This is a genomic window from Microbacterium sp. LCT-H2, assembly GCF_001866135.1.
Taxonomy (GTDB): Bacteria; Actinomycetota; Actinomycetes; order Actinomycetales; family Microbacteriaceae; genus Microbacterium.
Genome location: NZ_MODW01000002.1, coordinates 43,729 through 69,544, shown reverse-complemented (window position 1 = coordinate 69,544; position 25,816 = coordinate 43,729). Strand labels below are relative to the sequence as shown.

Annotated in this window: 24 protein-coding genes and 1 tRNA gene; 6 read left to right on the top strand and 19 right to left on the bottom strand. The window is 72.3% G+C overall.

Features of this window, described 5'->3' with window-relative positions:
* Nucleotides 1–44: 44 nt before the first annotated feature.
* Nucleotides 45–1,358, bottom strand: coding sequence for a D-arabinono-1,4-lactone oxidase (locus BK819_RS04775; protein ID WP_071328149.1), 1,314 nt, complete (start codon nt 1,356–1,358; stop codon nt 45–47).
* Nucleotides 1,355–2,599, bottom strand: a complete 1,245-nt coding sequence (locus BK819_RS04770) for an alanine racemase (RefSeq protein WP_071328148.1) — start codon at nt 2,597–2,599, stop codon at nt 1,355–1,357. The genes BK819_RS04775 and BK819_RS04770 overlap by 4 nt, the downstream gene beginning before the upstream one ends.
* Nucleotides 2,600–2,664: 65 nt before the next feature.
* On the opposite strand from BK819_RS04770, the gene BK819_RS04765 reads away from it, so the two are divergent.
* A tRNA-Leu gene (locus BK819_RS04765) sits at nt 2,665–2,737 on the top strand.
* Between the two features lie 4 nt (nt 2,738–2,741).
* On the opposite strand, the gene BK819_RS04760 is transcribed toward BK819_RS04765, so the two are convergent.
* The 11 genes from BK819_RS04760 to BK819_RS04710 form a co-directional block, all read right to left on the bottom strand.
* Nucleotides 2,742–3,614 carry a hypothetical protein gene (locus BK819_RS04760; RefSeq protein ID WP_071328147.1) on the bottom strand — a complete coding sequence of 291 codons (873 nt, stop codon included), beginning with the start codon at nt 3,612–3,614 and terminating at the stop codon, nt 2,742–2,744.
* Nucleotides 3,615–3,811: 197 nt separating this feature from the next.
* The gene (locus BK819_RS04755) at nt 3,812–4,891 is read right to left on the bottom strand and encodes a hypothetical protein (protein ID WP_071328146.1); all 1,080 of its coding nucleotides are present in this window, start codon (nt 4,889–4,891) and stop codon (nt 3,812–3,814) included.
* A gap of 164 nt (nt 4,892–5,055) precedes the next feature.
* The gene (locus BK819_RS04750; RefSeq protein WP_071328145.1) at nt 5,056–6,582 is read right to left on the bottom strand and encodes an NAD(P)/FAD-dependent oxidoreductase; all 1,527 of its coding nucleotides are present in this window, start codon (nt 6,580–6,582) and stop codon (nt 5,056–5,058) included.
* Nucleotides 6,583–6,607: 25 nt separating this feature from the next.
* A complete protein-coding gene (locus BK819_RS04745; RefSeq protein WP_071328144.1) occupies nt 6,608–7,924 on the bottom strand; it encodes a S8 family serine peptidase in 1,317 nt (438 codons plus the stop codon).
* Nucleotides 7,921–8,463 (bottom strand): DUF501 domain-containing protein, encoded by a 543-nt coding sequence (locus BK819_RS04740; RefSeq protein WP_071328143.1) that lies wholly within the window; start codon nt 8,461–8,463, stop codon nt 7,921–7,923. The genes BK819_RS04745 and BK819_RS04740 overlap by 4 nt, the downstream gene beginning before the upstream one ends.
* Before the next feature lie 47 nt (nt 8,464–8,510).
* On the bottom strand, nt 8,511–9,047 hold the full coding sequence (locus BK819_RS04735) for a septum formation initiator family protein (RefSeq protein ID WP_256209387.1): 537 nt from the start codon (nt 9,045–9,047) through the stop codon (nt 8,511–8,513).
* A gap of 76 nt (nt 9,048–9,123) precedes the next feature.
* Nucleotides 9,124–10,404 (bottom strand): phosphopyruvate hydratase, encoded by a 1,281-nt coding sequence (eno, locus tag BK819_RS04730; RefSeq protein WP_071328142.1) that lies wholly within the window; start codon nt 10,402–10,404, stop codon nt 9,124–9,126.
* 87 nt (nt 10,405–10,491) lie between these two features.
* Nucleotides 10,492–11,151 carry an O-methyltransferase gene (locus BK819_RS04725; protein WP_071328141.1) on the bottom strand — a complete coding sequence of 220 codons (660 nt, stop codon included), beginning with the start codon at nt 11,149–11,151 and terminating at the stop codon, nt 10,492–10,494.
* Between the two features lie 4 nt (nt 11,152–11,155).
* Nucleotides 11,156–12,124, bottom strand: a complete 969-nt coding sequence (locus BK819_RS04720) for a CPBP family intramembrane glutamic endopeptidase (protein WP_071328140.1) — start codon at nt 12,122–12,124, stop codon at nt 11,156–11,158.
* Nucleotides 12,121–13,176: a hypothetical protein gene (locus BK819_RS04715; protein WP_071328139.1), complete on the bottom strand. Its 1,056-nt coding sequence runs from the start codon at nt 13,174–13,176 to the stop codon at nt 12,121–12,123. The genes BK819_RS04720 and BK819_RS04715 overlap by 4 nt, the downstream gene beginning before the upstream one ends.
* Entirely contained in the window at nt 13,163–13,570 is a 408-nt protein-coding gene (locus tag BK819_RS04710; RefSeq protein ID WP_071328138.1) for a GntR family transcriptional regulator, read from the bottom strand. Before BK819_RS04710 ends, BK819_RS04715 begins: the two co-directional genes overlap by 14 nt.
* Before the next feature lie 99 nt (nt 13,571–13,669).
* Between BK819_RS04710 and BK819_RS04705 the strand changes: the two genes are divergently transcribed.
* On the top strand, nt 13,670–14,140 hold the full coding sequence (locus BK819_RS04705; RefSeq protein ID WP_071328137.1) for a PaaI family thioesterase: 471 nt from the start codon (nt 13,670–13,672) through the stop codon (nt 14,138–14,140).
* A gap of 41 nt (nt 14,141–14,181) precedes the next feature.
* Nucleotides 14,182–15,417, top strand: coding sequence for an APC family permease (locus tag BK819_RS04700; RefSeq protein ID WP_071328136.1), 1,236 nt, complete (start codon nt 14,182–14,184; stop codon nt 15,415–15,417).
* 5 nt (nt 15,418–15,422) lie between these two features.
* Here the strand turns inward: BK819_RS04700 and BK819_RS04695 are convergent, their stop codons facing one another.
* The gene (locus BK819_RS04695) at nt 15,423–16,202 is read right to left on the bottom strand and encodes a helix-turn-helix domain-containing protein (RefSeq protein WP_071328135.1); all 780 of its coding nucleotides are present in this window, start codon (nt 16,200–16,202) and stop codon (nt 15,423–15,425) included.
* 95 nt (nt 16,203–16,297) lie between these two features.
* On the opposite strand from BK819_RS04695, the gene BK819_RS04690 reads away from it, so the two are divergent.
* Nucleotides 16,298–16,825, top strand: a complete 528-nt coding sequence (locus BK819_RS04690) for a glyoxalase/bleomycin resistance/extradiol dioxygenase family protein (RefSeq protein WP_071328710.1) — start codon at nt 16,298–16,300, stop codon at nt 16,823–16,825.
* On the opposite strand, the gene BK819_RS04685 is transcribed toward BK819_RS04690, so the two are convergent.
* The 4 genes from BK819_RS04685 to BK819_RS04670 form a co-directional block, all read right to left on the bottom strand.
* The gene (locus BK819_RS04685) at nt 16,794–17,588 is read right to left on the bottom strand and encodes an SGNH/GDSL hydrolase family protein (RefSeq protein ID WP_371259834.1); all 795 of its coding nucleotides are present in this window, start codon (nt 17,586–17,588) and stop codon (nt 16,794–16,796) included. The two genes, BK819_RS04690 and BK819_RS04685, sit on opposite strands and share 32 nt — an antisense overlap.
* 70 nt (nt 17,589–17,658) lie before the next feature.
* A complete protein-coding gene (gene hisS / locus BK819_RS04680) occupies nt 17,659–18,909 on the bottom strand; it encodes a histidine--tRNA ligase (RefSeq protein ID WP_071328708.1) in 1,251 nt (416 codons plus the stop codon).
* A 67-nt stretch (nt 18,910–18,976) separates the two neighbouring features.
* Nucleotides 18,977–19,639: a MazG family protein gene (locus BK819_RS04675; RefSeq protein ID WP_071328134.1), complete on the bottom strand. Its 663-nt coding sequence runs from the start codon at nt 19,637–19,639 to the stop codon at nt 18,977–18,979.
* A 19-nt stretch (nt 19,640–19,658) separates the two neighbouring features.
* Complete coding sequence (locus tag BK819_RS04670) at nt 19,659–20,825, bottom strand: Na+/H+ antiporter NhaA (RefSeq protein ID WP_071328133.1); 1,167 nt, start codon at nt 20,823–20,825, stop codon at nt 19,659–19,661.
* Between the two features lie 174 nt (nt 20,826–20,999).
* On the opposite strand from BK819_RS04670, the gene BK819_RS04665 reads away from it, so the two are divergent.
* Both BK819_RS04665 and gdhA read left to right on the top strand, forming a co-directional pair.
* Entirely contained in the window at nt 21,000–23,609 is a 2,610-nt protein-coding gene (locus BK819_RS04665; protein ID WP_371259833.1) for a phosphoenolpyruvate carboxylase, read from the top strand.
* Between the two features lie 132 nt (nt 23,610–23,741).
* Nucleotides 23,742–25,112, top strand: coding sequence for an NADP-specific glutamate dehydrogenase (gdhA, locus tag BK819_RS04660; RefSeq protein WP_071328131.1), 1,371 nt, complete (start codon nt 23,742–23,744; stop codon nt 25,110–25,112).
* Between the two features lie 72 nt (nt 25,113–25,184).
* Here gdhA and BK819_RS04655 read toward each other — a convergent pair whose 3' ends face one another.
* Complete coding sequence (locus BK819_RS04655; protein ID WP_071328130.1) at nt 25,185–25,781, bottom strand: gamma carbonic anhydrase family protein; 597 nt, start codon at nt 25,779–25,781, stop codon at nt 25,185–25,187.
* Nucleotides 25,782–25,816: the final 35 nt, after the last annotated feature.

The following is a 25,816-nucleotide window of genomic DNA, read 5'->3' as shown; positions in this document are numbered from 1 at the left end:
TGCCTGCACGTGGACTGGGGACGAGAGTCTCCGGCCCGACTCGATCAGCGCCCGAGCACGCGTTCCAGGTAACGGTTCGAGAATCGGCGGTCCGGATCGAGGCGGTCGCGCAGCGCCACGAAGTCCTCGAAGCGCGGATACCGCCCCCGCAGCGTGTCGTGCGTGAGCGTGTGCAGCTTCCCCCAATGCGGGCGACCGTCGTGCGCGCTCATGATCTCCTCCACCGCGCCGAAGTACTCGGTCGGGTCCGCCCGCCAGTACCGGTGGACCGCGATGTAGGCGGTCTCGCGACCGTATGCGGTCGAGAGCCAGCGGTCGTCGGCTGCCGCGAACCGCACCTCCACCGGGAACTCGACCCGCCAGCCGCGCTGGTCGATGAGATCCTGGAGAGCGCGGAACGCGGGCACGACGTCCGCCGCCGGGAGCGCGTACTCCATCTCACGGAATCGCACCGTCCTGCTCTGGGTGAGCACGCGGTTCGACAGGTCGGTGTACTCGCGGTCCCCGGTGAGTCGCACGGCGAGCCGGTTGAACCGAGGGGTGATCGCCGGAACAGCCTGTCCCGCCGCGCAGACGACGCGGTACACGCCGTTCGCGAGCAGCGTCTCGTCCACCCATCGGCCCACGGGAGGAAGGGGCCGGCGTCGCGTCGACTCCGGCAGACGCGCTTGGCGCTTGGTCAGCGCGACGTCGGTGTGCGGGAACCAGTAGAACTCGAAGTGATCGGCCGCCGCGACGCGCTCATCGATCGTCGAAAGGACTTCCTCCATCGGCACGGGTTCGTCGATCGCATGCATCACGAACGTCGGCACGCACTGCAACGTCACCTCGACGATGATGCCGAGCGCTCCCAGCCCCACGGCGACCGCGGGCAGCAGCTCGGGGCTGTGGGCTTCGTCGATGCGGAGGAACTCGCCGTCCGCGGTGATCAGAGTCACCCCGACCACCTGGGTGGCGAGACCGCCGAAGCCGGCGCCGGTCCCGTGGGTGCCCGTGGAGATCGCCCCGGCGATGGACTGCCGGTCGATGTCGCCGAGATTCTCCATCGCGAGTCCGTAGCGCGCCAGCAGCCCGGGGATGCGGTGCAGCCGGGTGCCGGCGAGGAGCGTGACGCGCCCGCTTACGGCGTCCGCGGATACGAGTCCCTGCAGGTCGTCGAGCTCCAGGAGGACACCGGGAGCGACGGCGATCCCGGTGAAGCTGTGACCGGCGCCGACCGCCTTGACCGTGAGTCCCTGTCGCACCGCTGCCCGCACGGCACGCTGTACGCCCTCGGGACTGCGCGGCCGCTCGACTCGGACCGGGCGCACCGACGCCGACCGGCCCCAGTTCTGCCAGGTGCCGCCGATTCTCGTCACAGGAACGCCTTCCCCTCGCCGCGGTACGTCGGCAGCTCGTCGATGACCTCGTCGCCGGACACGAGATGGTAGGCGGCGATGCGCTCGGCCGGTTCGCCGCTCTTCGCATGACGGAACCAGACGCGATCGCCGACGCCGAGCGTCGCGGCGCTCGGCCCCTGCAGCGGCGTCTGCACCTCGCCTGCCGCCTCCCGCGGAAGCGTGCGGAGATTCGCCGGCCACACCGGGCGCGGCTGTCGGGAGGCGACCGCGGGACCGGAGGCGATCCAGCCGCCGCCCAGCACCGTTGCGATGTCGGCCGCAGGACGGCGCACGACGTCGAAGGCGAAAGCCGCAGCCGGTGCCGGGTGGAAGGACCGGTACCCGTCGAACAGGTGCCCTCCGAGCAGGCCGCTACCCGCGCTGGCCTCGGTGAGGGACTCGTCGCTGCCGCTGAACTCGAGGGAGCCGGTGCCCCCGCCGTTGAGGAACTCGAGGGAGGTCACGGCACTGACTGCGGCGACGATCTGCGCCCGCCGCTCCCGCAGCTCGTCGCGCGAGCGGGCCTGAACGCGGCGGATCAGCGGCCCATCGGGGCCGGCGTCACCCTGTCCGGCGATCTGCGCGTCGTACATCTGCAGCCCCACGAGGCGGAAGCCGGGGCGAGCCACGACCTTCCGGGCGAACGCCGCGACCTCGCCGGCGGAGAAGAGAGCTGACCGGCGGACGCCGATGTGCCCGAGCAGCGCCGATCGCCAGGATGCATCGACGTCGATCGCCACCCGGAGCTCGGGGCGCGCTGCGGGGGCCACCACACTGTCGACGAGGTCGAGGTGCACGGGATCGTCGATCATGAGGGTGATGCGCTGCGCGGCCTCTTCGTCGGCGCAGAGCCGTTCGAGGGCGGCCCGGTCCACGGTCGGATAGCCCAACACGATGTCGTCGTGCGTCTCGGCGAGCCAGAGCGCTTCCTCGAGCGTGAACGCGAGGATGCCGCGGAAGCCGGGGACGCGGAGCACGGCATCGAGGACGGCACGCACCCGCACCGATTTCGACGCCACCCGGATCGGCAGACCGCCTGCACGGACGAGCAGATCCATGGCGTTGTAGCGCAGCGCCTCCCGATCGATGACGGCGACCGGGGCCGGAAGGTGCCCGGTCGCGGCCGACAAGCGCGGCCAGTAGCGGCCCGGGTCCTCCCATTCGGGGGCGACCGCGGGGCCACCCGGGACGGGGCTCAGTTCGTCGGTGAGGTCGAGCACTCCCCCACCCTACGGCCTGAGCCCCGCCCGGGTCACGACCCCGCCGACGATAGGCTGGCGGCACGGCCCCCGTAGCCCAATGGCAGAGGCAGGCGACTTAAAATCGCTTCAGTCTGGGTTCGAGTCCCAGCGGGGGCACCCGTCAGCGGCCGAGGATGTCGCCGATCCCCGGGAGGCCGAGATCGCCGAGCCGCTCTCCCCAGCCGGTCGCGGTCTCGCCGAGTCCCGAGACGGCCTCCCCGGCCGAGCCGAGCATCTCGTCGGCGCCACCGGCCAGCGCATCGACGTCGACGCCGGAGGCGAGGGCGTCGATGTCGATGCCCTGCGCCCAGGCGTCGAAGTCCACTCCGAGGCCTGCGGCCTGTTCCAGGAGGGGTGCCGCCACGGTGCTCACGACGGCCCCGCCGGCCACCACACCCAACAGGCCGACCGCCGCACCGCCGGCGGCGACCGCCGCCCCACCCGCGCCGGCACCCCGGACCCGGGAGAGGAGGCCGCGCAGACGGCCCGGCTGCATCGCCTCGGCGCGGCCCGCCGCGCGGGCGAGGTCATCCGCGGAGGAGGAGCGCGGTCGCTCCTCCGCCGGGAGCTCGGCCCGCATGCGGGCCTCGACCTGCTCCCGCTGCGACGGCGTGAGACGCGCGAAGGCCTCGCGATGGATCTGCTCGACGCGATGCGGGTCCGCCGTCTGCAGAAGGTAGTCGTACCGGGCGATGGCCGCACGGTCCGCCGCGGAGGCGTCCGGCCGACCACCGGCACCGGGGGCAGGCGGCGGCGCGTACGAGGTCGACGGTCGTCCCGAGGCAGGGCCGCCGGCCGACGACGAGGCGGGAGACGGGGTGTCCGGGCGCGGCCCCTCGGTACCGGGACCACGGACGGCATCCACGGCGCCACGGATCATCCCGCTCCAATCCGTCGAAGAACGAGAGCCCTCCCCGCCCCTCGCGGCGGGGCTCGCGCCCTTCGCGTCGAGGGCGTCGGTGGCGAGGCGGATCAGGCGGGAGAGTTTCGACATGAGGGTCCGTTCGTGAGACGGGCCGCCGTTCTCCGCGACGTCGGTCGACGCAAGGTTCCGGGCAGCCCGCGATGCGGGTGCCAAGGTCTCCTCCACCCTCACGGGCCAGCGGGCCGGGGCACGATGACATGCCCGTCATGACGACGTCGCTGCAGACGGGAGTACTCCCCTTGCCCTCGACACGCTAGTGAGGCGGCCTATGGATCGGCTCCATGCTCCGGCCGGGGCGACCCGCGGAGGATGGCGGTCATCTCCTCGTACAGCGCCTCGAACGTCTCGCGGAGCTCCGCCGCACCGTCCGGACGACGTGCTGCCGGAACGGCCTCCGCCAAGGTCCCGAGTGCGAGCGTCGCCGCCGCTTCCCGGGCCACGGCCACGCCGAACGCATCGGACGGCCGCCCCCACGCCGCTGCGAGGAGGAGCTGGTCGCGCAGCACTCCCGCCACGCCGAGGAGTACAGCCGCCGCCCGGAGGTGACCGCGAGCGACCTCGGTACCCAGAAGCCGGTCGTGCATCACCCGCGCGAACCGGCGGGCGTGCGGTGTCGGCACATCTCGGCGCGCGCGAAGACGCCAGCCGTCCGACGTACCCGGCACAGCCTCGTACGACAGCGGCTGCCCGTCTCGCAGATGCACCACAGGGATCAGCGGCGGTGCCTGGAGCGTGTCCCGTCGCCACCACTCCGCGGGAGCGACCTCGGCGGGCAGGAAGGCGGTGGCCGGAGCGTGCGCCCCCGGCTCGTCGCGTTGCACGAGATCGGCAGTGCTCGCGAGCAGGGCGAGTCCCCGCTCCTCCGCGAACCGCTGGAGCAGCACGCCCTCAGGAGCGTCGTCGCCCGCCGGGACGGAACGGGCGAACTCAGCCGCCTCGGGAGTCGGCAGCACCACGGCGATCGACGTCGGATCGGCTCCAGGCGGCACGAGCCACGGATGGCCGGCGAACGCCGCCACCCGGAGGGCGTGCGAGGCATAGCCGTCTCCGGGAGTGAAGAACCGCAGGGCGGCCCGGGGCCGCCCTCCCACGGCGTCGTGCACCTGCGCGACGAGGCTCGGGTGCGGGCGCACTGCGGCGTCCAGGACCATGTGGTGGGTCGCCCGCCGGGTCCATGGCTGCCACGCCTCGGTGAAGGCTCCGGCATCCGTCCCCACACCCGTTCGGCAGATGCGGACGAAAGCGCCGTCGAGTCGCTCCGCGAGCTGCTCTGCGCGACCTTCCTGGCCCGGAGTCGCCCGGATCGACACACTGACCGTCGGCGGCTCTCCCCCCTGCGCGCTCACCGGACCTCCTCCCAGCGTCGTCCGGGGTCGCGTGGTAGACGCCCCTCCCGAGCACTCTGCGAGCGTACAATGTGAGATGTTACGTCGCCAACTCGCGCTGCGCGCGGGAACGAAGAAGGCCCCGGCGCTCGTGCGCTCGGGGCCCTCCTCTCAGAACCGTGCGGTCACTTCACCGCGGCGGTCTCCACCGAGTCATCCGCCGACGCGGCCGGAGCCTTCTTGGCAGCGGGCTTCCTGGCCGCCGGCTTCTTGGCCGCGGGCTTCTTGATCTCCGCCGGCGTCTCCGCCGCCGGCGCAGCAGCCGGCTTCTCGGCAGCCGGCGCCTTCGCGGCCGGAGCGGCCGACGCGGGAGCCGCGTCCGCAGGTGCCGCGGGACGCGGGCGAGCGGCGAACTCCTCGAAGACGTACCGCGGGTTCTGCACCGTCTGCAGGTTCACGAGGTCGCGGCCCAGCCACAGGTTGTTCCACCAGCCCCAGAGCACGCGCCACTTGCGCTCCCACGTCGGCATGGCGAGACCGTGGTAGCCACGGTGGGCGAGCCAGGCGATGAAGCCCTTCAGCGCGATCTTGCCGGACTGGAAGACGCCGTTGTACAGGCCGAGACCTGCGACCGCGCCGAGGTTCTTGTGGAAGTACTCCTTGGGCTCCTCGCCGCGGAGCACGGCGACGACGTTCTTGGCCAGGAGCTTCGCCTGACGAACGGCGTGCTGTGCGTTCGGGACGCAGAATCCGCCGACGCCGCCACCGGAGAGGTCGGGAACGGCCGAGACGTCACCCGCTGCCCAGGCACCCTCGACGAACGCCTCGGGCGTGCCGACGCGGAGGTCGGCGCGGGTCTGGATGCGACCACGCTCCTCCACCGGCAGATCACCGCCGCGCACGACGGTCGGGTTGGCCATGACACCGGCGGTCCACACGATGACGTCCGTCGGGATGACCTCGCCGGTGGAGAGCTCGACGTTGCCGTCGATGGCACCCGTGACCTGCGTGTCGAGGTGGACGTTGGCTCCGCGCTTGGCGAGGTCCTTCAGCACCCACTCGCTCGTCTTCAGCGAGACCTCGGGCATGATGCGGCCCATCGCCTCGATGAGGTGGAAGTGCGTGTCCTCGAAGCTCAGCTGCGGGTACTTGCTCACCAGCGAGGACGCGAGGGAGCGGAGCTCCGCGAAGACCTCGATGCCGGCGAAGCCGCCGCCGACGACGACGACGGTGAGCAGACGGTCGCGCTCGGGACCGGCGGGGAGGGACGCGGCCTTGTCGAAGTTCGACATGACCTTGTCACGGATCGCGACGGCCTCTTCGATGGTCTTGAGCCCGATGGCGTTGTCGGCGATGCCGGGGATCGGGAAGGTGCGCGAGACGGCGCCCGCGGTGACGACGATCTGGTCGTACGCGAACTCGTACGGCTCACCGACGGGCGGCGTGATGGTGGCGACCTTCTGCGCGTGGTTGATGTTGGTCACCTTGGCGGTGAGAACGTGGGTGCGCTTGAGATGACGACGGTGCGCGACCACCGAGTGACGGGCCTCGATGGAGCCCGCGGCGACCTCGGGGAGGAACGGCTGGTACGTCATGTACGGCAGCGGGTCGACCATGGTCACGTCGGCCTCGCCCTTGCGCAGATGCTTCTCGAGCTTCCACGCGGTGTAGAAACCTGCGTACCCTCCGCCGACGATCAGGATCTTGGGCACAGTGCTGTTCTGAGGCACAGAAGAACTACTCCTCGGAGTCGGGATTGTGGCGTACGGGAACGCGCGCCGATCGGATGCGCCGGGCAGCTGCGGTGACGCCAAGCGCTACCAGGATACCAGGGACGGTGAGGGCGATGAGCGGCAGGGTACCGTAGCGCAGGGAATCGGCGCTGGGAAGCAGCGGTGAACCGGCCTCGGTCGGGGCGTCCGCGTCCGGCAGCGGTGGGATGTCCACCGGGCCAAGAGACGGTTCCGGCGTGGGCACACTGTCCGCACGGCGGAACAGCCGCACCCATTCCGCCAGATCTCCCATCGGGTTCTCGCTCACGGAGGGGATGTTCGCCGAGATCGCCGCGTCCGCGTCCACGAGCCCGAAGCCGTAGAGCGGATCTCGCGGCTTCTGTGCGTCGGCCACCGGCATGGCCGTCTTGATGATGCGGTTGATGACGTCGTTCGCCGAGATGTCGGGATGCGCCGAGCGGATCAGCGCCGCGACACCGGCCACGATCGGAGCCGCACCACTGGTTCCGCTCCACGAGACGACCTCGCCGTCCGCCGACACCCCGAGCAGCCCCTCACTCGGCGCCGAGATCCCGATGGTGATGCCCTGCGTCGATGCCTCGATGCTGGCCGTGCCGGTCTGGTCGACACCGCCGACCGTGAGCACGCCGGGAATCGTGGCGGGCGCTCCGATGATGTTCGTGCCGCTCCCCCGGTTGCCGGCGGCGACGACCACGACGACATCGTGCTCGAAGGCGTACAGGAACGCGTCGTCCCAGCTCTCGTCCCAGTCGAGGGTGTTCGTCGTGAACGACAGATTGATGATGTCGGCACCGTGATCGACCGCCCACCGGATGCCCTTGGCGACCTGCTCGGTGAACGGCACGGCTGCCGCGGCGCCGAAGCCCACCGAGACCGACAGCAGATCGGCCTCCGGCGCGACGCCGACCATGCCCGTGCCGTCAGCCTTGCCGCGCCCCGCCGCGAGGGAAGCCACCCAGGATCCGTGGTTGCCGTCCACCGCGCCCAGCGGCGTGCGACCGTCCGGGGTGCCGGCACCGGAGACGTCGGTCCCGCCGACCACCGCGTCCCCGAAGACCTCCGGGACCTTGCCGATACCGGTGTCGATGACGGCGATGGTGACGCCTTCTCCGCGCGTCGTCTGCCATGCATCCCTGATCCCTGCGCCATCCAGCCAGTACTCCGCCGCACGGACCGGGTCCGCGGGATCGTCGGCGACCGGCGGCGTCGGGGTCGGGGACGGGGTCGACCCGAGGAGCAGGACGGATGCCGCCACCGCCACGAGGGCGACGGCGCTGCGCAGCATCCGTCGCCGCGTCATGCCGAGCGTGCCGGATCGTCGCGGAGGGCGGCGCCGGGCTCCTCGCAACGGCAGACCTCGGGTGACCAGGAGCTGCGAGCGAGAGCGGCGTCGCCGATCGGGTTCACGCCGGCACCCGCCGCCAGGGCGTGCCCGGCGAGGGCGTGCAGGCACTTCACTCGCGTCGGCATGCCCCCAGCGGAGATCCCGTCGATCTCGGGCACCTCGCCGAACTGCGCCCGGTCCGCGAGGTAGGCCTCATGGGCGGACCGATAGGCTGCGGCCACCGTCTCGTCCTCGGCGAGCAGCGCCGCGAGCTCGGGCATGACCTGGGTGGCCTCGAGCGTCGACATCGCCGCGGTCGCCGCCGGATGCGTGAGGTAGTAGAACGTGGGGAACGGCGTCCCGTCCGGCAGCCGCGGCGTGGTGGCCACCACCGTGGGGTTGCCACAGCGGCAGCGCGCGGCGATGCCGACGACGCCGCGAGCGGGTCGTCCGAGCTGGGTCGAGACGACGGCGAGCTCGGCGGACGTGGGCGCGGGGAACGGCGGGGTGGTCACCCCACCAGCGTAGGGGAGCCGTCCGGGAGGATGCTCGGAACGAGCGTTCAGCCGGGGGCGGCGGCCGTGTCGCTCAAGCCTGCGGACACGAGGGTGCGCAGCAGCTGCGGCATCCAGTCGGCGGGCTTCTCCTCGAGGGTGTCGCTCACCGGCTCCTGCTCGCGCGGGAGGGTGGACGGATCGAGGTCGTTGTCGATCAGATACACGACCTCGCCCGGCTTCACGTAGTAGAGGCGCTCACGGGCCTGCGTGGTGATGTACGCAGGGTCTTCCCACCGTTCGCGCTCCGCGGTCAGCGCCGCGATCTCGTCCTCGCTCACCTGCACGGACTGCTCCAGCGCCGCGATCTTCTGCCGCTGGTCGATGAAGGTGCCGAGCGTGGGCACGAGCACCCAGGCTCCCAGCACGACGAGGGAGAGCATGATCACCGAGAAGGCGGAGAGCCGGATGCCCGATGCCCACTCGCGCACGTCCACGCGAGGGGCGGCCGTCGCGTCACCCCGCGGCTGCCGCGATGTCGACGCGGCGCGGCGCGGCGCGGCGGACCCGGGAGACGACGAAGGAGGAGCCGGTCGTCGTGCCACGGCTCCTCCTTCGTCTCTGTCGCCGCCGGGCGGCGCGGTCATGCCGCGGATGCGGCGTCGTTGCTGTCGCGGGCGCTCAGCCCTGGTAGCGCGGGAAGGCGGAACGGCCGGCGAAGACCGCCGCCTCGCCCAGCTCCTCCTCGATGCGCAGCAGCTGGTTGTACTTCGCGACGCGCTCGCTGCGCGCCGGGGCACCCGCCTTGATCTGGCCGGCGTTCGTGGCGACCACGAGGTCGGCGATCGTCGTGTCCTCGGTCTCACCCGAACGGTGCGAGAGCATCGCCGTGTAGCCCGAGCGCTGCGCGAGGCTGACGGCGTCGAACGTCTCGGTGAGCGTGCCGATCTGGTTGACCTTCACGAGCAGCGAGTTGGCGACGCCGCGCGTGATGCCGTCCGCCAGCCGCTGCGGGTTGGTGACGAACAGGTCGTCGCCGACCAGCTGCACCTTCGAGCCCAGAGCCTCGGTGAGGTGCTTCCAGTTGTCCCAGTCGTCCTCGGCGAGCGCGTCCTCGATCGTGACGATCGGGAAGTCGTTGACGAGCCCGACGTAGTACTCGGTGAGCGCCTCGGCGTCCCAGTCCTTGTTGTCGAGGCGGTAGACGCCGTCGTTGAAGAACTCGGTGGCGGCGACGTCGAGGCCGAGGGCGATGTCGGTGCCCGGCGTGAATCCGGCCTTCTCGATCGCCTTCACCAGGAAGTCGAGGCCCTCGCGGTTGCTGGGCAGGTCGGGGGCGAAGCCACCCTCGTCGCCGAGGCCGGTCGCGTAGCCCGCGGCCTTCAGCTCAGCGCGCAGCACGTGGTAGGTCTCCACGCCCCAGCGCAGCGACTCGGAGTAGCTCTCCGCGCCGATCGGCGCGAGGAAGAACTCCTGCATGTCGATGCCGTTGTCGGCGTGCTCTCCGCCGTTGATGACGTTGAACAGCGGCACCGGCAGCACGTGCGCGTTCGGGCCGCCGAGGTAGCGGAACAGCGGGAGATCGGCGGAGTCGGCGGCGGCCTTGGCGACCGCGAGGCTCACGCCGAGGATGGCGTTGGCGCCGAGGCGCTTCTTGTTGTCGGTGCCGTCGACCTCGATGAGGATCTCGTCGACGATGCGCTGCTCGCTCGCGTCCACGCCCTCGATGGCCGGGCCGAGCTCGTCGATGACGGCCTCGACGGCCTTGAGCACGCCCTTGCCGCCGTAACGGCTCTTGTCGCCGTCGCGCAGCTCGTACGCCTCGAAGGCGCCGGTCGAGGCACCGGAGGGGACGGCGGCGCGCTGCACGATGCCGTCGTCGAGGAGCACCTCCACCTCGACGGTCGGGTTTCCGCGCGAGTCGAGAATCTCGCGTGCGCCTACAGCCTCGATCAGTGCCACTGATGTGCTCCTTGCTCAGGATGGAAGGGTGTGTGGAGCGTCGTCGATCCGCGCCCAGTCTATCCCCGGCGGGGCGGGGCGCCGGAGTCAGACGACGAGGGCGAGCGCGACGCCGTCCCATCCCTTGACACCGACGGTCTGCAACGCCGTGGCGTCGAAGCGCGGGTCCTCCCCCAGCATGCGCAGCCCCGCGCGCGTGCCGTTCACCTTCGGGTCCGTCGAGTCGTCGCGGACGATCTCGCCGTCGCGGCCGATGTTGTCGAGCACGACCACGGTGCCGGGGTGACCGAGCTTCGCGGCCCAGTCCAGGTACACGGTGTTGGACTCCTTGTCGGCGTCGATGAAGACGAGGTCGAAGCCGCCGACGAGCGTCGGGAGCACATCGGCTCCTCGGCCGACGCGGATGTCCACCCGGTCCCCCACCCCGGCGGCGTCGATGCTCGCACGGGCGACGGCGGCGTTGTCGGCCTCCGCCTCGATCGTCACCACCTGCCCGTCGGGACCGACGGCGCGCGCCATCCAGATCGTCGAGTAGCCGCCGAGGGTGCCGATCTCCAGCACGCGGCGCGCGCCGCTCATCCGCACGAGGAGGTTCAGCAGCTTCCCCGCGACCGGGGCGACCTCGATCTCGGGCAGCCCCGCCGCCCGCTGCGCTTCCAGCGCGTGCTCCAGAGCCGGATCCGTGCCCACGAGCATGTCGGCGAGGAAGGTGTCGGCGCGGGCCCAGGCGGCGGGAGTGGATTCCATGTGCTCAGCCAACCCCCGGCTCCGGCCGGGCGTCAAGCGTCGGCGGTGCCGGCGGGGTGCGCGGCGCGGCGAGCTCCGGCTGCCGGCGGAACTGCCCGGTGAGGGTGAGGACGAGGGCCACGACGGCGGCGACGATCCAGCCGGCGACGCCGAGCGGTCCGGCGAGGGCGAGGTCGGGCTGCATGGCGGCGACGACCAGGACCAGGCCCGCGGCGGCGTTGAGGGCCCCGTGCGCGACGACCGCCGGCCAGAGCGAGCCGGAGCGCAGCCGCAGCCAACCGAACAGCAGCCCCCACGCCACGCAGCCGCCGATCATGAACAGCACGCCGGTGACATCCGTCCGGCCGAAGTTGTAGCCGAGGAGGATGACGGGGCTGTGCCACAGTCCCCAGATCGCCCCGCTGAGCAGGAGCGCCGGCCAGGTGCCGAGCGGACGCAGCGCCGGGAGCAGCCAGCCGCGCCAGCCGAGCTCCTCGCCGAAGGCGAGCACGCTGTTCACCAGCGCCCCGACCGGGATCGCGGCGAGCTGTGCGAACACGACCACGCCGACCGGCGGTACCGGCGTCCCCGGGGGAAGCGCCTGGGCGAGCTGATCAGCGAAGGCCGAGAAGGTGAGGTCGAGCCGCACCCACCCGAAAGCGGCCGCGAGGAGGACGCCGAGGGCGACGAGCACCGGCGGCACGAGCCAGGCCGCGATCAGCAGCCCGACGACGCGCTTCGCGGGCCGCAGCGGCCACAGCCCGAGGAACCGCGCCCGGCTGCCCTTCTCCGGTACGCCCGTGGTGAGCGTGACGACGAGCACCGCGGCTGCGGGCGTGAACATCATCACCGGGAGGAGCGCTCCCGCGAAGGGTTCGGCGAGGCCGTCGCCGAGCCACAGGGGCAGGCAGACGAGGGCCGCGAGCCCGCAGGCCGTGAGGGTGAAGATGAGGACCGCGCGCCAGGGCACGCGGGTCGGCGTCAGAGCGCTCATCGTGCCGTCCTCTCCGTTCCTCCGGAGGGCGCCGACCCCGCGGATCGGTCCACGTAGGCCTGCAGGAGCGCTGCTGCTTCCTCCGCCCCGTCGATCGTGATGACGAACGGTCCGTGGTCGCGGCGATGCACCTCGATCGCCGGACCCTGCCGCATCACGATCCCGCTGCGGCCGTCCGGAGCGAGACGCCACCCCCAGCCGCCGAACTCCCCGAAGGGCGAGATGCGCACGGCCCTGGCCGACTCGATCTCCGCCACCGGGATGGTCTTCCGCGGCCACCCGATCACGGCACGGGCGTCGATGCCGTCCGGCGTGACGCGCACCCGGAACGAGGCGGTCGCCGCCAGCGCGAACCCGACGACGAGGGCGACCAGGCCCGAGACCCAGGCCAGCGGGGTGCCCGTGACGAGCATCGTCACGGCGAGCGCCACGAGCCCGAGCAGCACGAGCAGGAGGAAGACGAGCGCGCCGGTGGGCATGGTCGTCGTGCCCACCCAGACGACCCGCTCGCCCTGACCGACCCGCACGTCGTGGCGCGGCTCGAGAGCGGCACCGGGCACCGACTGCACGCGCGGCTGCACGAACCACGCCATCGCGCCCACCCCCAGGAGAGCCGCGAAGGCCAGCGCCATCACCCCCGCGATGCCCGGGACCTCACCGGAGGGCGGGAGGTCGCGCTGGATCGCGAGGGAACCCAGGCAGATCACGCCCGCGAACGCCGACATGCCGGCCGCCGTCGCTCCGAGGAGACGGGCGGTCGCGCCCCAGTGCGCCCCGACGGCGATCAGCGTCGTGACGGCCAGGAGCGTCGGGATGCCGAGACCGACGCCGAGGAGCACCCAGAGGTACGTGGCGGCCGGGCCGAACCCGTCCGCCCCGTCGACGCCCCAGTGGATCGCGACGTCGACGGGGAACGACGGGAGCCAGGCCGTGAGCACGAGAGCGGAGATCGCGACGATGAGCACCGGGAGGACGAGCGCCACGAGGACGAAGGCCCGTCGTGCGCGGCGCAGGGTGGCCGGCGGGGTGCGGGTGGGGTCAGGCGTCGTCATGGGAGGCCTCCTGGGGAGTCGCGGCGGGGGTGAGAGGTTCGGCTTCTGCGCGGTGCGTGCGGACGATCCCGGCGAGGGTCTCGGCGGAGACGCCCAAAGCGGCGGCCCGCCGGATCAGCCCGTCGATCTCGTGCGCGAGCTCGGCGAGCGGCGCGGCGGAGGCCGCGACCAGGGCGCCCCTCCCCCGTCGGAGGTCGACCAGGCCCTCGTCGCGGAGGCGCTGGTAGGCGTGCAGCACGGTGTGCTGATTGATGTCGAGCGCGGCGGCCACGTCGCGGGCGGCCGGCAGACGGTCGCCCGGCGCGAGGGCTCCGGAAAGGATGTCGGCGCGCACCGAGGCGGCGACCTGGTCGTAGAGCGCGTGCGGGCTGTCGACATCGACGCGGATGAGCATGACGCCTCCCTTCCCTAGTTATTCTAGGTGAACTAGAACAACTGTACCAACCCTCCAGACGTCTTCGCGGGGACTCGGCGCATCCTCCACACTGACCTCATGCGCATCACGCCCCGCCGCCTCGCCCTCGGCATGAGCCTCTGGATCCCCAACCTGTGCAGCGGCATCCGCGTCCGCCGGTTCAGCGACGACTGGACCCACGCGACCGTGGAGCTGCATGTGAACCTCCTCACCCGCAACTACGTCAAGACGGCGTTCGGGGGGTCGATGTCGGCGATGACCGACCCGTACTTCTTCATGCTCGTCATGCACCAGCTCGGGCGGGACTACGTCGTGTGGGACACCCGTGGCGAGATCGAGTTCCTCAAGCCGGGTCGCGGGGTGCTGACCGCGGAGTTCGAGGTGACGCGGGAGAAGGCGGAGGAGCTCCGGCAGCGCGCCCACGGCGGCGCGAAGGTGCTGGAGTGGTTCGAGACCGTCATCACCGATCGTGACGGGGACGTCGTGGCGACCGTGCGCCGCGAGGTCTACATCCGCGAGAAGAAGCGCGTCACCGCGTCCCGCGGCTGACGCGTCACCGGCCGTTCACCCCGGCGTGGGACGATGACCGGATGCCCCTCGCCCGCCGCCTGACGCTGCCGGATGCCGTCGCCATCGGCCTCGGATCGATGATCGGCGCCGGCGTGTTCGCGGTCTGGGGTCCGGCCGTCGACGTCGCCGGGAACGCGACGCTCGTCGCCCTCGTCATCGCCGCCGCGGTCGCCTACGCCAACGCCACCGCCTCCGCACAGCTCGCGGCCGTCCACCCCGTCGCCGGTGGCACGTACGCCTATGCGCGAGCGGAGATCGGACCGTGGTGGGGCTTCGTCGCCGGCTGGAGCTTCGTGATCGGCAAGGTCGCGAGCTGCGCCGCCATGGCCATGACCTTCGCCGCCTACGCCGCTCCCGCGGGGTGGCAGACCCCGGTCGCCGTGATCGCCGTCGCCGCGCTCGCAGTCGTGAACTGCCTGGGTGTGACACGGACGGCGCTGGCGACCCGGATCCTCGTGACCTGCTCGCTGCTCGGCCTCTCGGTCGTGGTCGCGGTCGGCCTCGGCGCCGCGCCGACCGCCTCCCCCGCGCCCCTCCCCGACACGACCGTGTACGGCGTGCTCCAGGGCGCCGGACTGCTGTTCTTCGCCTTCGCCGGCTACGCCCGGATCGCGACCATGGGCGAGGAGGTGGTGGACCCCGCGCGCACGATCCCGCGCGCCATCGTGCTCGCCCTCGGCGGTGCCGTCGTCGTCTACGCGCTCGTCGGCGTCGTCGTGCTCCTCGTGCTCGGCGGCGCCGTCAGCGGAGCGGCCGCACCCCTGGCCGACGTCCTCACCGCCGCCGGCTGGTCCGCGTTCGCCCCCGTCGTGCGGATCGCCGCGGCCGCCGCGTCCCTCGGCGCACTGCTCGCCCTGCTCACCGGCATCGGGCGCACGACCCTCGCCATGGCGCGAGAGAGCGATCTCCCACGGTTCCTCGCGCGAATCGACGAGCGCCATCAGGTGCCGCGCCGCGCCGAGATCGCCCTCGCGGTCATCGTGATCGCACTCGTGCTCGTCGGGGATCTCCGAGAGGTGATCGGGTTCTCGTCCTTCGGCGTGCTGCTGTACTACCTCATCGCGAACGCCGCCGCCTTCCGCCAGCGCGGCGCGGCCCGACGATACCCCCGGGCACTGCAGGTGGGCGGCGCCCTGGGCTGTCTCGTGCTCGTGAGTACCCTTCCCGCCCTCGCCTCGCTGGTCGGCATGGGCGTCGTGCTGCTCGGGGTCGCTGGTCGGGCGCTGCGGATACGACGGCAGCAGCAGCGCGCCTGATCGCCTCAGCCGGAGACCCTGGTGCGATAGTCCCGCGGCGGCAGACCGAGGACGGCCGCGAAATCGCGCGTGAGATGGGCGTGGTCGGCGTACCCCAACGCGGCGGCGAGCGCCGTCAGGTCCGTCGCCGGCTCCTCGCGGAGGCGCTGCGCCGCCTCCTGCAGCCGGCGGCGGCGGATGATGGCACCCGGCGAGAGCCCGACGGTGCGGTGCGTGAGCCGCTGCAGCGTGCGCACCGAGAGCGCGAGTCGGGTCGCCGCCTCCTCCGGCGTCAGCGCCGCCCGCTCCCCCAGGAGGACGTCGAGCATCACGTTCGCCTGCCGCCCCGCCGCGCTCACCGGTCCGACCCGCTGCGACAGCCACGCGGCGAAGACCGTGACGGCGCGCTCCCGTCGCCCGTCTGCGGGCCGCATCGCCGTCGTCACCGCCGCGTGCAGATCGGGGGCGTCGAAGGAGCGCTCCGCGTCGACGAGCTGCGCTGCGGCGTCGGTGAGCGCGGGGACGGCGGCAGGGCGCAGCAGCGCGCCGACGGCCCAGCCCGCACCCCGCAGCTCCCTCGTCGACGCGCGGGTCGTGGCGCCCGAGATCGACACGCCCTCCGGGGCGACGACGAGGTTGACGGCCGGATACGAGACGATCTCCTGCCGCGACACCTCGCCCTCCGGAAGGCTCCACTCCGGGATCCAGAACCAGGAGACGAGCGCGGCGGCCTCTGCGGGCGGGGGCAGCCGATGGAACGAGGGCAGCCGCGCGGGATAGAGCACTCCGCGCGTCCGGTCGACCATGGCCCCAGCGTAGGACGCGCCACCGACGCCACGGCCCCGAGGGCGTGTCGCGGATCTTCAAGCGCCGGGCGCCCTCCCCCGTCTACCGTGGCCGCATGACCGAACAGACACCTCCGGCCGGCGTGACCGGCGCGCACACGACCGACGGCCGCCCGCACAGCGCGACCTCGCTCACCCCCTTCCTCGCGATCCCCGACGCCGCCCGTGCCGTCGAGTTCTACCGGGACGTCTTCGGCGCCCGCGTGGTCGACGTCACGGAGTTCGGCGGTGTCGTCGCGCATGCCGACCTCGACTTCGGACTCGGACGGCTCCAGCTCGGCGAGCCCAGCCCCGAGTATCACCTCGTGCCCGCGCCTTCCGGCGACGACGACTGCTACTCGATGGGCCTGTACGTGCCCGACGTGGACGCCGTGGTCGCGCGCGCCGTCGCGGCGGGGGCGACCGTTCGCGAGGCGCCGTCCGTGTTCGTCTCCGGCGACCGCTACGCCAGCATCCGCGACCCGTTCGGCGTGCGGTGGTCGATCATGACCCGCGTGGAGGATCTCTCCGACGAGGAGAGCGCACGACGGGTCGCGGAGTGGGCGGCCTCGTTCAGCGCGGCGCCGGAGAACGCCGAGAGCTGAGCGCGACCAGGGCGGCCCGCTCGACGGCCGGCAGCAGCGCCTCCGCGGTGCGGCGGTAGCCGAGGGCGCTCGGATGGAAGCGGTCGAGGCTGAACATCTCCTCCGGCTCGTCGAAGAACATCGGGCCGACAGCCCGCCGCAGGTCCACCGTCTCCGCTCCTTCGCGGTCCGCGGCCTCCGCCTGCACCTCGGCCAGCCGTCGCGACAGACCGGAGGCGATGCGGCGCAGGGGCTGCGGCACCGCGCGCAGGGCGCCGAGGTCGGGGCAGGTGCCGACGACGACGCGGGCACCGCGAGCCTGCAGGCGGACGATGGCCTCGCGCAGGTGGCGGGCCGACTCCGCTGCCGGAAGGCGGTGGGTGACGTCGTTGCCGCCGACCACGACCACGGCGACGTCCGGGCGATAGTCCGCGGGGAGGCGGGAGAGCTGCCCGGCGAGATCCCGCGACTCCGCGCCCACGACCGCGGCGGTGCGCAGCCGCACCGGACGCCCGAGTCGGCGGGCCGTCGCCTTCGCGAGCCGCGCCCCGAGGGTCTCCTTCCGCCGTGCCGCTCCCAGGCCGGCAGCGAGGGAGTCGCCCAGGAGCAGGAGGTCGAGCGGCTCGCCCTCGAGCCCCGGGCGCCAGACGCGATCCGCGTCGAGCGACTGCTCCCCCAGCGGCTTCCCGATGCGCCGACGCGCGACGGCGGCCTGCCGGTCGAGGATTGCGCGGGCGCCCACGACGAGCGCGGCGGCGAGCGCGACCAGGGTCAGCAGAGGCAGACGACGCACGGCACGATTCCAGCCGACCGCCGTGAACGTCCGGTGAACGCCTCGTCCCGACGGGGGCGACTCAGGCCAGCGTCTTGACCTCGAGCTCGTCGTCGCCGGGGCGCACGCTCGCGAAGTGGGTGTAGCCGTCCGCGGCGGAGCGCTCCAGCAGCGCCTTGAGGTTCTTCGTGCGCTGTTCGAGGCGGACACGCGCCCCCTTCGCGACGAGGGCCGTCTTGTGCGCCACGAGCTCCGCGACGGGGACGGCCGCGTCGTGGACGAGCACGATCGCCTGCGCCGCGGTGGCCGGGTCCGTCGAGACGAGGTCGACCAGGCGCTCGAACCCGAGGGAGAAGCCCACCGCCGGCACGTCCTGCTGGAGGAACCGGCCGATCATGCCGTCGTACCGTCCTCCGCCACCGAGCGAATACGTCACCGACGGGTGCGCGAGCTCGAAGATCGTCCCCGTGTAATACCCCATGCCGCGCACGAGGAACGGGTCGAACACGAGCGGGGTGTCGTCCTGCCCGCGGCCCGCCGCGACCGCCTCGCCGATGCCGACGAGGTGGGCGACGAGCTCGTCGGGTGCGTCGTCCGGGAGCGCCTTGCGGATCTGGCGGTCGCCGAACGGGTGGTACTCGAGGGTCTGCGGGCGACCGAGGAAGGCCTGGAACGCGTCGACCGCGGTCGTCGTGGCCCCGCGCTCGCGGAGCTCGGCGGCCACGCCCTCGGGCCCGATCTTGTCGAGCTTGTCGATCGTGATCAGCACCTGCGGGCGCTCATCCTCGGTGAACCCGAAGTGCCCCAGCATCCATTCCAGCACGCGGCGGTCGTTGATCCGCACGCTCGCGCCCTCCAGCCCCAGGGCGTCGACGGCGTCGAGCGAGGCGGCCAGCAGCTCGGCCTCGGCGCGAGCGGACGCGTCGCCGATAATGTCGATGTCGCACTGGACGAACTGGCGGTAGCGCCCCTTCTGCGGACGCTCGGCCCGCCAGACGGGACCGATCTGGATGGACCGGAAGACACCGGGGAGCTGTCCCCTGTTGCTCGCGTAGAAGCGGGCGAGAGGCACCGTCAGGTCGTAGCGCAGGCCGAGGTCGGAGAGCTCCGCGGGATCGTCGGCGGCGGCGCGGACGGCCTCCGCATCCAGGCCACGGCGCAGGATGTTGAACGACAGCTTCTCGTTGTCGCCGCCGATGCCGGCATGCAGCCGGTCGTACTCCTCGACCACGGGGGTCTCGATCTCGTCGAATCCGTGCGCGCGATAGCGGTCGCGGATGACGGAGAGCACCCGCTCACGGCGGGCCTTGTCGGCGGGGAGGAAGTCGCGCATGCCGCGCGGCGCGTTCACGGTAGCCACCCGTCCATCTTCCCAGGTCGGCGGCGGTGCCCGTGTCGGGTCAACCGGCCTCGGCGGCGCGGACCTCGTCCTCCAGGCGCGTCAGCCGTTCCCGGAGGGCGCGCTCCGCGTCCCAGCCCTCGGCCCGGGCGGTGTCCACGAGGGCGAGGAGGGCATCGCCGAGCTCCTCCTCGGAGGACGGGCGCATCGCGGACGGCTGCGCGGGCGCCACGCCGACACCGGCGGCACGACCCGACATCTTCTGCGCACGCGCGAGGGCGGGCATCGCGCGCGGGATCCCGTCGAGCACGCTGCGGCGGGTGCGCTTCTCCGCCGCCTTCGCCGCGTTCCAGTGCACGAGCACCTCCTCCGGCGTCTCCGCGACCTCGTCGCCGAACACGTGCGGATGCCGCCGCACCATCTTCTCGGTGAGCGTGCGGGCGACGTCGTCGATGTCGAACGGGTCGTCCGGATCCTGCGCCGCGATGGCGGCATGGAACAGCACCTGCCACAGCAGATCGCCCAGCTCCTCGCGGAGGTCGGCGCGCGAGCCGTCCTCGACCGCGTCGATCACCTCGTGCGACTCCTCGACGAGGTACGGCACGAGATCACGGTGAGTGATGCGTTGCGACCACACGCACCGCTCCCGCACCGCACGCATGGTCTCCGCGGCCGCGCGCAGCGGATCGTCGATGTCCTCGGGGCGCTGGTGATCGCTGGTCATGCTTCCTCCGGACTCCGGCTCAGGCGGGGATGGGCGCAGCGCGACGGTACCACCGGGCGCGCAGGGTGACGACGATGCCGGAGAGGATCAGTGCGAGGAGCGAGCCCACGAGGACGCCGAGGATCGCCTGGTCGCGGATGACCGCGTCGCCCTCGAAAGCGAGGTTGGCGAGCAGGAGCGAGACGGTGAATCCGATGCCGCCCAGGGCGCCGGCGGCGAGGAGGTCCGCGAAGGGCAGGGCCGGGTCGGCCCCCTTCGGACGGATGCGCATGGCGAGCCAGCCGAACAGGGAGATGCCGACGATCTTCCCCACCGGCAGGGCCACCACGATCGCCCAGAACGCCGGGGAGAGGGCCGTCGGCGAGACGGCGGGGATGACGACGAAGGCTGCCACGAAGGCGAAGAGCGGCAGGATCGCGCCGTTCACGGTCGGCTCCAGCGCATGCCGGGTGCGTCCGGCGGGTATCGGCGCCATGACGAGGCCGAGCATCACGCCGGCGATGGTCGCGTGGATGCCGGACGAGGCGACGAGGCCCCACGTGACGACGCCGACGACGGCCATCGCGACCGCGACGAGCGTGTGTCCGGTGGCGTGCAGCAGGCGGCTCAGCAGCCAGAACACTGCCACCCCGACGATCGCGAACCCGAACAGGAGCCACTGCACGTCGTGCGCGAAGAGCACCGCGATGAAGATGATGCCGATGATGTCGTCGAGGATCGCGAGGGCCAGCAGGAACACCCGCACCCGGGACGGGAGTCCTCGTCCGAACATCGCCAGCACGCCGAGCGCGAAGGCGATGTCGGTGGCGGTCGGGATCGGCCAGCCGGACGCCGTCTCCGCCCCTCCCGCGATCAGCAGGTACACGAGGATCGGCACGAGCACGCCGCCGGTCGCCGCGATGGCCGGCTGCACGGCCTTCCGCGGGGAGTCGAGCTCGCCGTGGGTGAGCTCGTGCCGCAGCTCGATCGCCACGACGAGGAAGAAGATCGCGAGCAGGCCGTCCGACACCCAGTGCGCGATCGAGAGGTCCAGCGCCGTCCCCGGGACCGCGAGATGCGTCTCCAGCAGTCCGGCGATCGCGTCGTGCGTGGGCAGGTTCGCGAAGAGGAGGCCGAGACCGGCGGCCACGAGCAGGAGGACGGCGGGGAACTGCTGCCCGCGGAGGGGGTTCGCTGTGATGCGCATCCCGTCCATCGTAGGCCGGGATGTCACACGGTCGTCATGCGTGCGGGACACCCCGATCCACCCGGCTACTCTCGGAGGGTGACCCCCGATTCCCCCGCTTTCTCCGAGCCGACGCCCACCGAGGCCATCCGCGTGATCGGTCGTTTCGAAGCCGGTCGCGGCATCCCCGATGCCATGCGCTCCGACGTGCGGATGCTGGGCCAGCTCCTCGGCCAGGTGCTCCGCGAAGCCGGCGGCGACGACCTCTTCGAGGACGTCGAGCGCCTGCGCCTCGCGACCATCCAGGCCTACGAGGACCACAGCTCCGACGCGTTCGACCGCGCCGCGGCGATCGCCGACTCCTTCACGATCGCCCGCGCCGACGAGGTCGCCCGGGCGTTCACCTGCTACTTCCACCTCGTGAACCTCGCCGAGGAGCACCAGCGCGTGCGCGTGCTGCGGGAACGGGCGGGGCAGGCCCCTTCGACAGGCTCAGGGGCCCAGGCGACGGACACGGTCGCAGGGGCGTACGCCCGGCTGCGCGAGGAGGTCGGCGACGACGAGGCCCGTCGTCGTCTGGACGGCCTGCGCTTCCACCCCGTCTTCACGGCCCACCCGACCGAGGCCCGCCGCCGTGCGGTCTCGTCGAGCATCCGCCGGCTCTCCGAGCTGCTCACCCAGCACGACGCGGCCAGCGCAGGCGGCTCCGAGGAGCACCGCGCGCGCCGCCGGATGCTCGAGGAGATCGACACCCTGTGGCGCACGGCGCCGCTGCGCGCGCAGAAGCCCTCCCCGACCGACGAGGTCCGCACCGTCATGGGCGTCTTCGACGAGACGCTGTTCACCACCGTCCCCCACGTCTACCGCCGGATCGACGACGCCCTCCGCGGCGAGGAGTCCGGCGCCAGCGCCCCGGTCGTCCCGGCGTTCGTGCGGATCGGCTCCTGGGTCGGCGGCGACCGCGACGGCAACCCGTTCGTCACCGCCGCGGTCACCCGCGAGGCGTCGCAGATCGCCTCCGACCACGTGCTCCGCGGCCTCGAGCGGGCGCTCGACCGGATCGGCCGCACCCTCACGCTCGCCGCGGACGACACGCCGCCCAGCGCCGAGGTCACCGCGCTCTGGGAGCGTTTCGCCGCCACGGAGCCGACGGCCGCCGACGAGCTCGCGGCCCGCTCCCCTGACGAGCCGCACCGCCGGGTCGTCCTCGTCATGGCCCGCCGCGTGGCGGCCACGCGCCGAGGAGACGACGAGGGCTACACGGGTCCGGACGAGCTGCTCGCGGAGCTGCGCGCCGTGCAGTCCTCCCTCGTCGCCGCCGGAGCCCGCCGCCACGCATTCGGCGGCGTGCAGCATCTGATCTGGCAGGTCGAGACCTACGGCTTCCACCTCACGGAGCTCGAGGTCCGTCAGCACTCCCAGGTGCACGCGAAGGCCCTGGCCGAGCTCGAGGCCGGCGGTCCGATCAGCACGCAGACCGAGGAGGTGCTGGAGGTGTTCCGCGCGATCGCGGACATCCAGCGCGACCGCGGTCTCCGCGCCGCGGGTCGCTACGTCGTCTCCTTCACGCAGGCGGCCTCCGACCTCGCGAACGTGTACGAGCTGGCCCGTCATGCGCTCGGCGACGACGCCCCGGTGCTCGACGTCGTGCCCCTGTTCGAGACCTTCGCCGACCTCCAGGCCGCCCCGGGGATCCTCGCCGAGGCCGTGACCTTCCCGGAGTTCCGCGAGCGGATGGCCGCGACCGGCAACCGACTGGAGGTCATGCTCGGCTACTCCGACTCCTCCAAGGACGTCGGGCCCGTCGCCGCGAACCTCGCGCTGTACACGGCGCAGGAGAAGATCGCCCGCTGGGCGCAGGAGTCCGGCATCGAGCTGACCCTCTTCCACGGCCGCGGCGGTGCGCTCGGCCGTGGCGGCGGCCCCGCCAACTCCGCGATCCTCGCGCAGCCCCCGCACTCCGTCGACGGTCGGTTCAAGCTCACCGAGCAGGGCGAGGTCATCTTCGCCCGCTACGGCGAGCCCGCGATCGCGATGCGACACATCGACCAGGTCGCCGCCGCGACGCTGCTGGCCTCCTCCCCGACGGTCGAGGAGCGCACGAGCCGCGCGGCCACCCGCTACGCCGACGTCGCCGCGACCATGGACGCCGCCTCCCGGGAGCGGTTCTTCGCGCTCGTCAAGGCCGAGGGCTTCGCCCCGTGGTTCGCCACCGTGACCCCGATGGAGGAGATCGGCCTGCTCGCGCTCGGCTCGCGTCCCGCCCGCCGCGGCCTCTCGGTGGAGTCGCTGGAAGACCTCAGGGCCATCCCCTGGGTGTTCGCCTGGACGCAGGCCCGCATCAACCTCGCCGGCTGGTTCGGCCTCGGCACCGCGCTCGAGGCCGTCGGCGACGAGGAACTGCTCACGGAGGCCTACCGCGAGTGGCCGCTGCTGCGCACGATGGTCGACAACGTCGCGATGAGCCTCTCCAAGACCGACGAGCGCATCGCCCGGCAGTACCTCGCCCTCGGCGACCGCGACGACCTCGCTGCCCTGGTGCTCGACGAGCTCGCGCTCACGCGGCGCTGGGTCATCCGTCTCACCGGAGGCGAGGGCCTGCTGGAGAACAAGCCCGTGCTGCAGCGCGCCGTGCAGCTGCGCAGCCCGTACGTCGACGCCCTCTCGCTCCTGCAGCTGCGGGCGCTCCGCGCGCTCCGGTCGGCACCGGAGCAGCCGGAGGGCTCGGGAGCCGACGCCGAACAGCAGCGCCTGCTCCTCCTCTCCGTTAGCGGGGTCGCCGCCGGCCTGCAGAACACCGGGTGACCCCGGCCGCTCCACCGTGTGCGCGGAGGCCCTCGTCGCCGACGCTAGAGTGAAACCTCCGCCTCACCCGGCTCTGCTTTCGCGCGCGACACGATCGCCCGCACCCCATCCCCCATCAGAAAGCCCTCCCGCGTGACCGTCACCACCCCCACCGACTTCCACCCGCTCGCCGACTCCGTGCAGCCCGTCTTCGACACGGTGCTGGCCCGCAGCCCGCACGAGCCGGAGTTCCACCAGGCTGTCCACGAGGTGCTGCACTCCATCGCCCCGGTGCTGGAGCGCCACCCGGAATACGTGGACGGCGGGATCCTGGAGCGCCTGGTCGAGCCGGAACGGCAGATCATGTTCCGCGTGCCGTGGGTCGACGACGCCGGGAAGCTGCAGGTCAACCGCGGCTACCGCATCCAGTTCTCCTCCGTGCTCGGTCCCTACAAGGGCGGCCTGCGGTTTCACCCCTCGGTCAACCTGTCGATCATCAAGTTCCTCGGGTTCGAGCAGATCTTCAAGAACGCCCTCACCGGTCAGGGCATCGGCGGCGGCAAGGGCGGCTCCGACTTCGACCCGCACGGCAAGTCCGACGCCGAGGTCATGCGGTTCTGCCAGTCGTTCATGAACGAGCTCTACCGGCACCTCGGCGAGCACACCGACGTCCCCGCGGGCGACATCGGCGTCGGCGGCCGCGAGATCGGCTACCTGTTCGGCCAGTACCGCAAGGTCACCAACCGGCACGAGTCCGGCATGTTCACGGGCAAGGGCACCGGCTGGGGCGGCGCCGAGGTGCGGACCGAGGCCACCGGCTACGGCGCCGTGTTCTTCGCGCAGGAGATGCTCGGCGTGCACGGCGACTCCCTCGACGGCAAGCGCGTCGGCATCTCGGGCTCCGGCAACGTGGCGATCTACGCGATCCAGAAGGCCGCCCAGCTCGGCGCGACCGCGGTGACGGCGTCCGACTCCTCCGGCTACGTCGTCGACGACGCGGGCATCGACCTCGACCTGCTGCGTCAGCTCAAGGAGGTCGAGCGCGCCCGCATCGTCGAGTACGCGAACCGCCGCCCGAGCGCCCGGTTCGTGGAGAGCGGCAGCGTGTGGGAGGTGCCCGTCGACATCGCGGTGCCCTCCGCTACCCAGAACGAGGTCAGCCTCGCCGATGCGGAGGCCCTGATCGCGAACGGCGTGCGTGCCGTGTCCGAGGGTGCCAACATGCCGTGCGTCCCCGAGGCCGTCGAGGCCTTCCAGAAGGCCGGAGTGCTGTTCGCCCCTGGCAAGGCCGCGAACGCCGGCGGTGTGGCGACCTCGGCCCTGGAGATGAGCCAGAACGCGTCGCGGCAGCGCTGGAGCTTCGGCGACAGCGAGAACAAGCTCCGCGAGATCATGGGCGACATCCACCGCGCCGCTTTCGAGGCCGCGGAGCGCCACGGCGTCCCCGGCGACTACGTCGCGGGGGCCAACATCGCCGGCTTCGAGCGCGTCGCTGCGGCGATGCTCGCCCAGGGCGTCATCTGACCCGTTCGAATCGCCTGAATGGTCCCACATCCGGCCGAGATGGGACCATTCGGGCGATTCGAAGGGTGGGGGTCAGACCTGGCGGTCGTCGGCGTGCCGTGCGAGGGAGCTGCCGTAGCGCTCCGTGAGCTGCACCATGAGGTCGGGAGTGTCCCGGTCGACGCCGAAGACGTGTCCGGGGAAGTCGAGCTCGGGCTGCGCGGCCGCGATCTCGGCGTCCCGGTCGGGTGAGAGCAGCTGCACCGGATCGCCGACCGCGACCCACCCGATCGGCACCACCGTCCCCGAGGGCAGCACGGCCCGGCGATGCACGATGGCGTTGACCCGCACCTCGCAGCGGTCCCCGACGAGGGCCCCGTTGAAGACCCGGGCTCCGGACGCGAAGAACACCTCTTCGCCCACGGTCGCCCCGGCGATGCTGGCCAGTGTCCCGACGAGGGTGTGCGCCCCGATGTGGACGGCGTTGGCCGCGGTCGCCCGGATCAGCGCGTTCTCCATCGCGATGACGTGCGCGCCGAGCGTGATCGGGCCGCCCTCCGCGGTGATCACGGCGCCGTGCAGCACCTGGCAGCCCGGTCCGAGCTCCACGTCGCCGGAGATGACGGCGGTGGGAGCGACGACGGCGGTGTCGTGGATGCGGGGGCGAGCCCCGAGGTGCTCGTACAACATGCGGCCAGACTAGCCCGCGGCGTCTGCGGCGTGCA

Bases quoted from the DNA above. Each gene is read 5' to 3' on its own strand.
- BK819_RS04760 (WP_071328147.1), bottom strand. From the start codon at position 3,614: ATGTCGAAACTCTCCCGCCTGATCCGCCTCGCCACCGACGCCCTCGAC.
- BK819_RS04745 (WP_071328144.1), bottom strand. From the start codon at position 7,924: ATGACGCGGCGACGGATGCTGCGCAGCGCCGTCGCCCTCGTGGCGGTG.
- BK819_RS04725 (WP_071328141.1), bottom strand. From the start codon at position 11,151: ATGGAATCCACTCCCGCCGCCTGGGCCCGCGCCGACACCTTCCTCGCC.
- BK819_RS04720 (WP_071328140.1), bottom strand. From the start codon at position 12,124: ATGAGCGCTCTGACGCCGACCCGCGTGCCCTGGCGCGCGGTCCTCATC.
- BK819_RS04715 (WP_071328139.1), bottom strand. From the start codon at position 13,176: ATGACGACGCCTGACCCCACCCGCACCCCGCCGGCCACCCTGCGCCGC.
- BK819_RS04710 (WP_071328138.1), bottom strand. From the start codon at position 13,570: ATGCTCATCCGCGTCGATGTCGACAGCCCGCACGCGCTCTACGACCAG.
- BK819_RS04705 (WP_071328137.1), top strand. From the start codon at position 13,670: ATGCGCATCACGCCCCGCCGCCTCGCCCTCGGCATGAGCCTCTGGATC.
- BK819_RS04700 (WP_071328136.1), top strand. From the start codon at position 14,182: ATGCCCCTCGCCCGCCGCCTGACGCTGCCGGATGCCGTCGCCATCGGC.
- BK819_RS04695 (WP_071328135.1), bottom strand. From the start codon at position 16,202: ATGGTCGACCGGACGCGCGGAGTGCTCTATCCCGCGCGGCTGCCCTCG.
- BK819_RS04690 (WP_071328710.1), top strand. From the start codon at position 16,298: ATGACCGAACAGACACCTCCGGCCGGCGTGACCGGCGCGCACACGACC.
- hisS (WP_071328708.1), bottom strand. From the start codon at position 18,909: ATGCGCGACTTCCTCCCCGCCGACAAGGCCCGCCGTGAGCGGGTGCTC.
- BK819_RS04675 (WP_071328134.1), bottom strand. From the start codon at position 19,639: ATGACCAGCGATCACCAGCGCCCCGAGGACATCGACGATCCGCTGCGC.
- BK819_RS04670 (WP_071328133.1), bottom strand. From the start codon at position 20,825: ATGCGCATCACAGCGAACCCCCTCCGCGGGCAGCAGTTCCCCGCCGTC.
- BK819_RS04665 (WP_371259833.1), top strand. From the start codon at position 21,000: ATGCGCTCCGACGTGCGGATGCTGGGCCAGCTCCTCGGCCAGGTGCTC.
- BK819_RS04655 (WP_071328130.1), bottom strand. From the start codon at position 25,781: ATGTTGTACGAGCACCTCGGGGCTCGCCCCCGCATCCACGACACCGCC.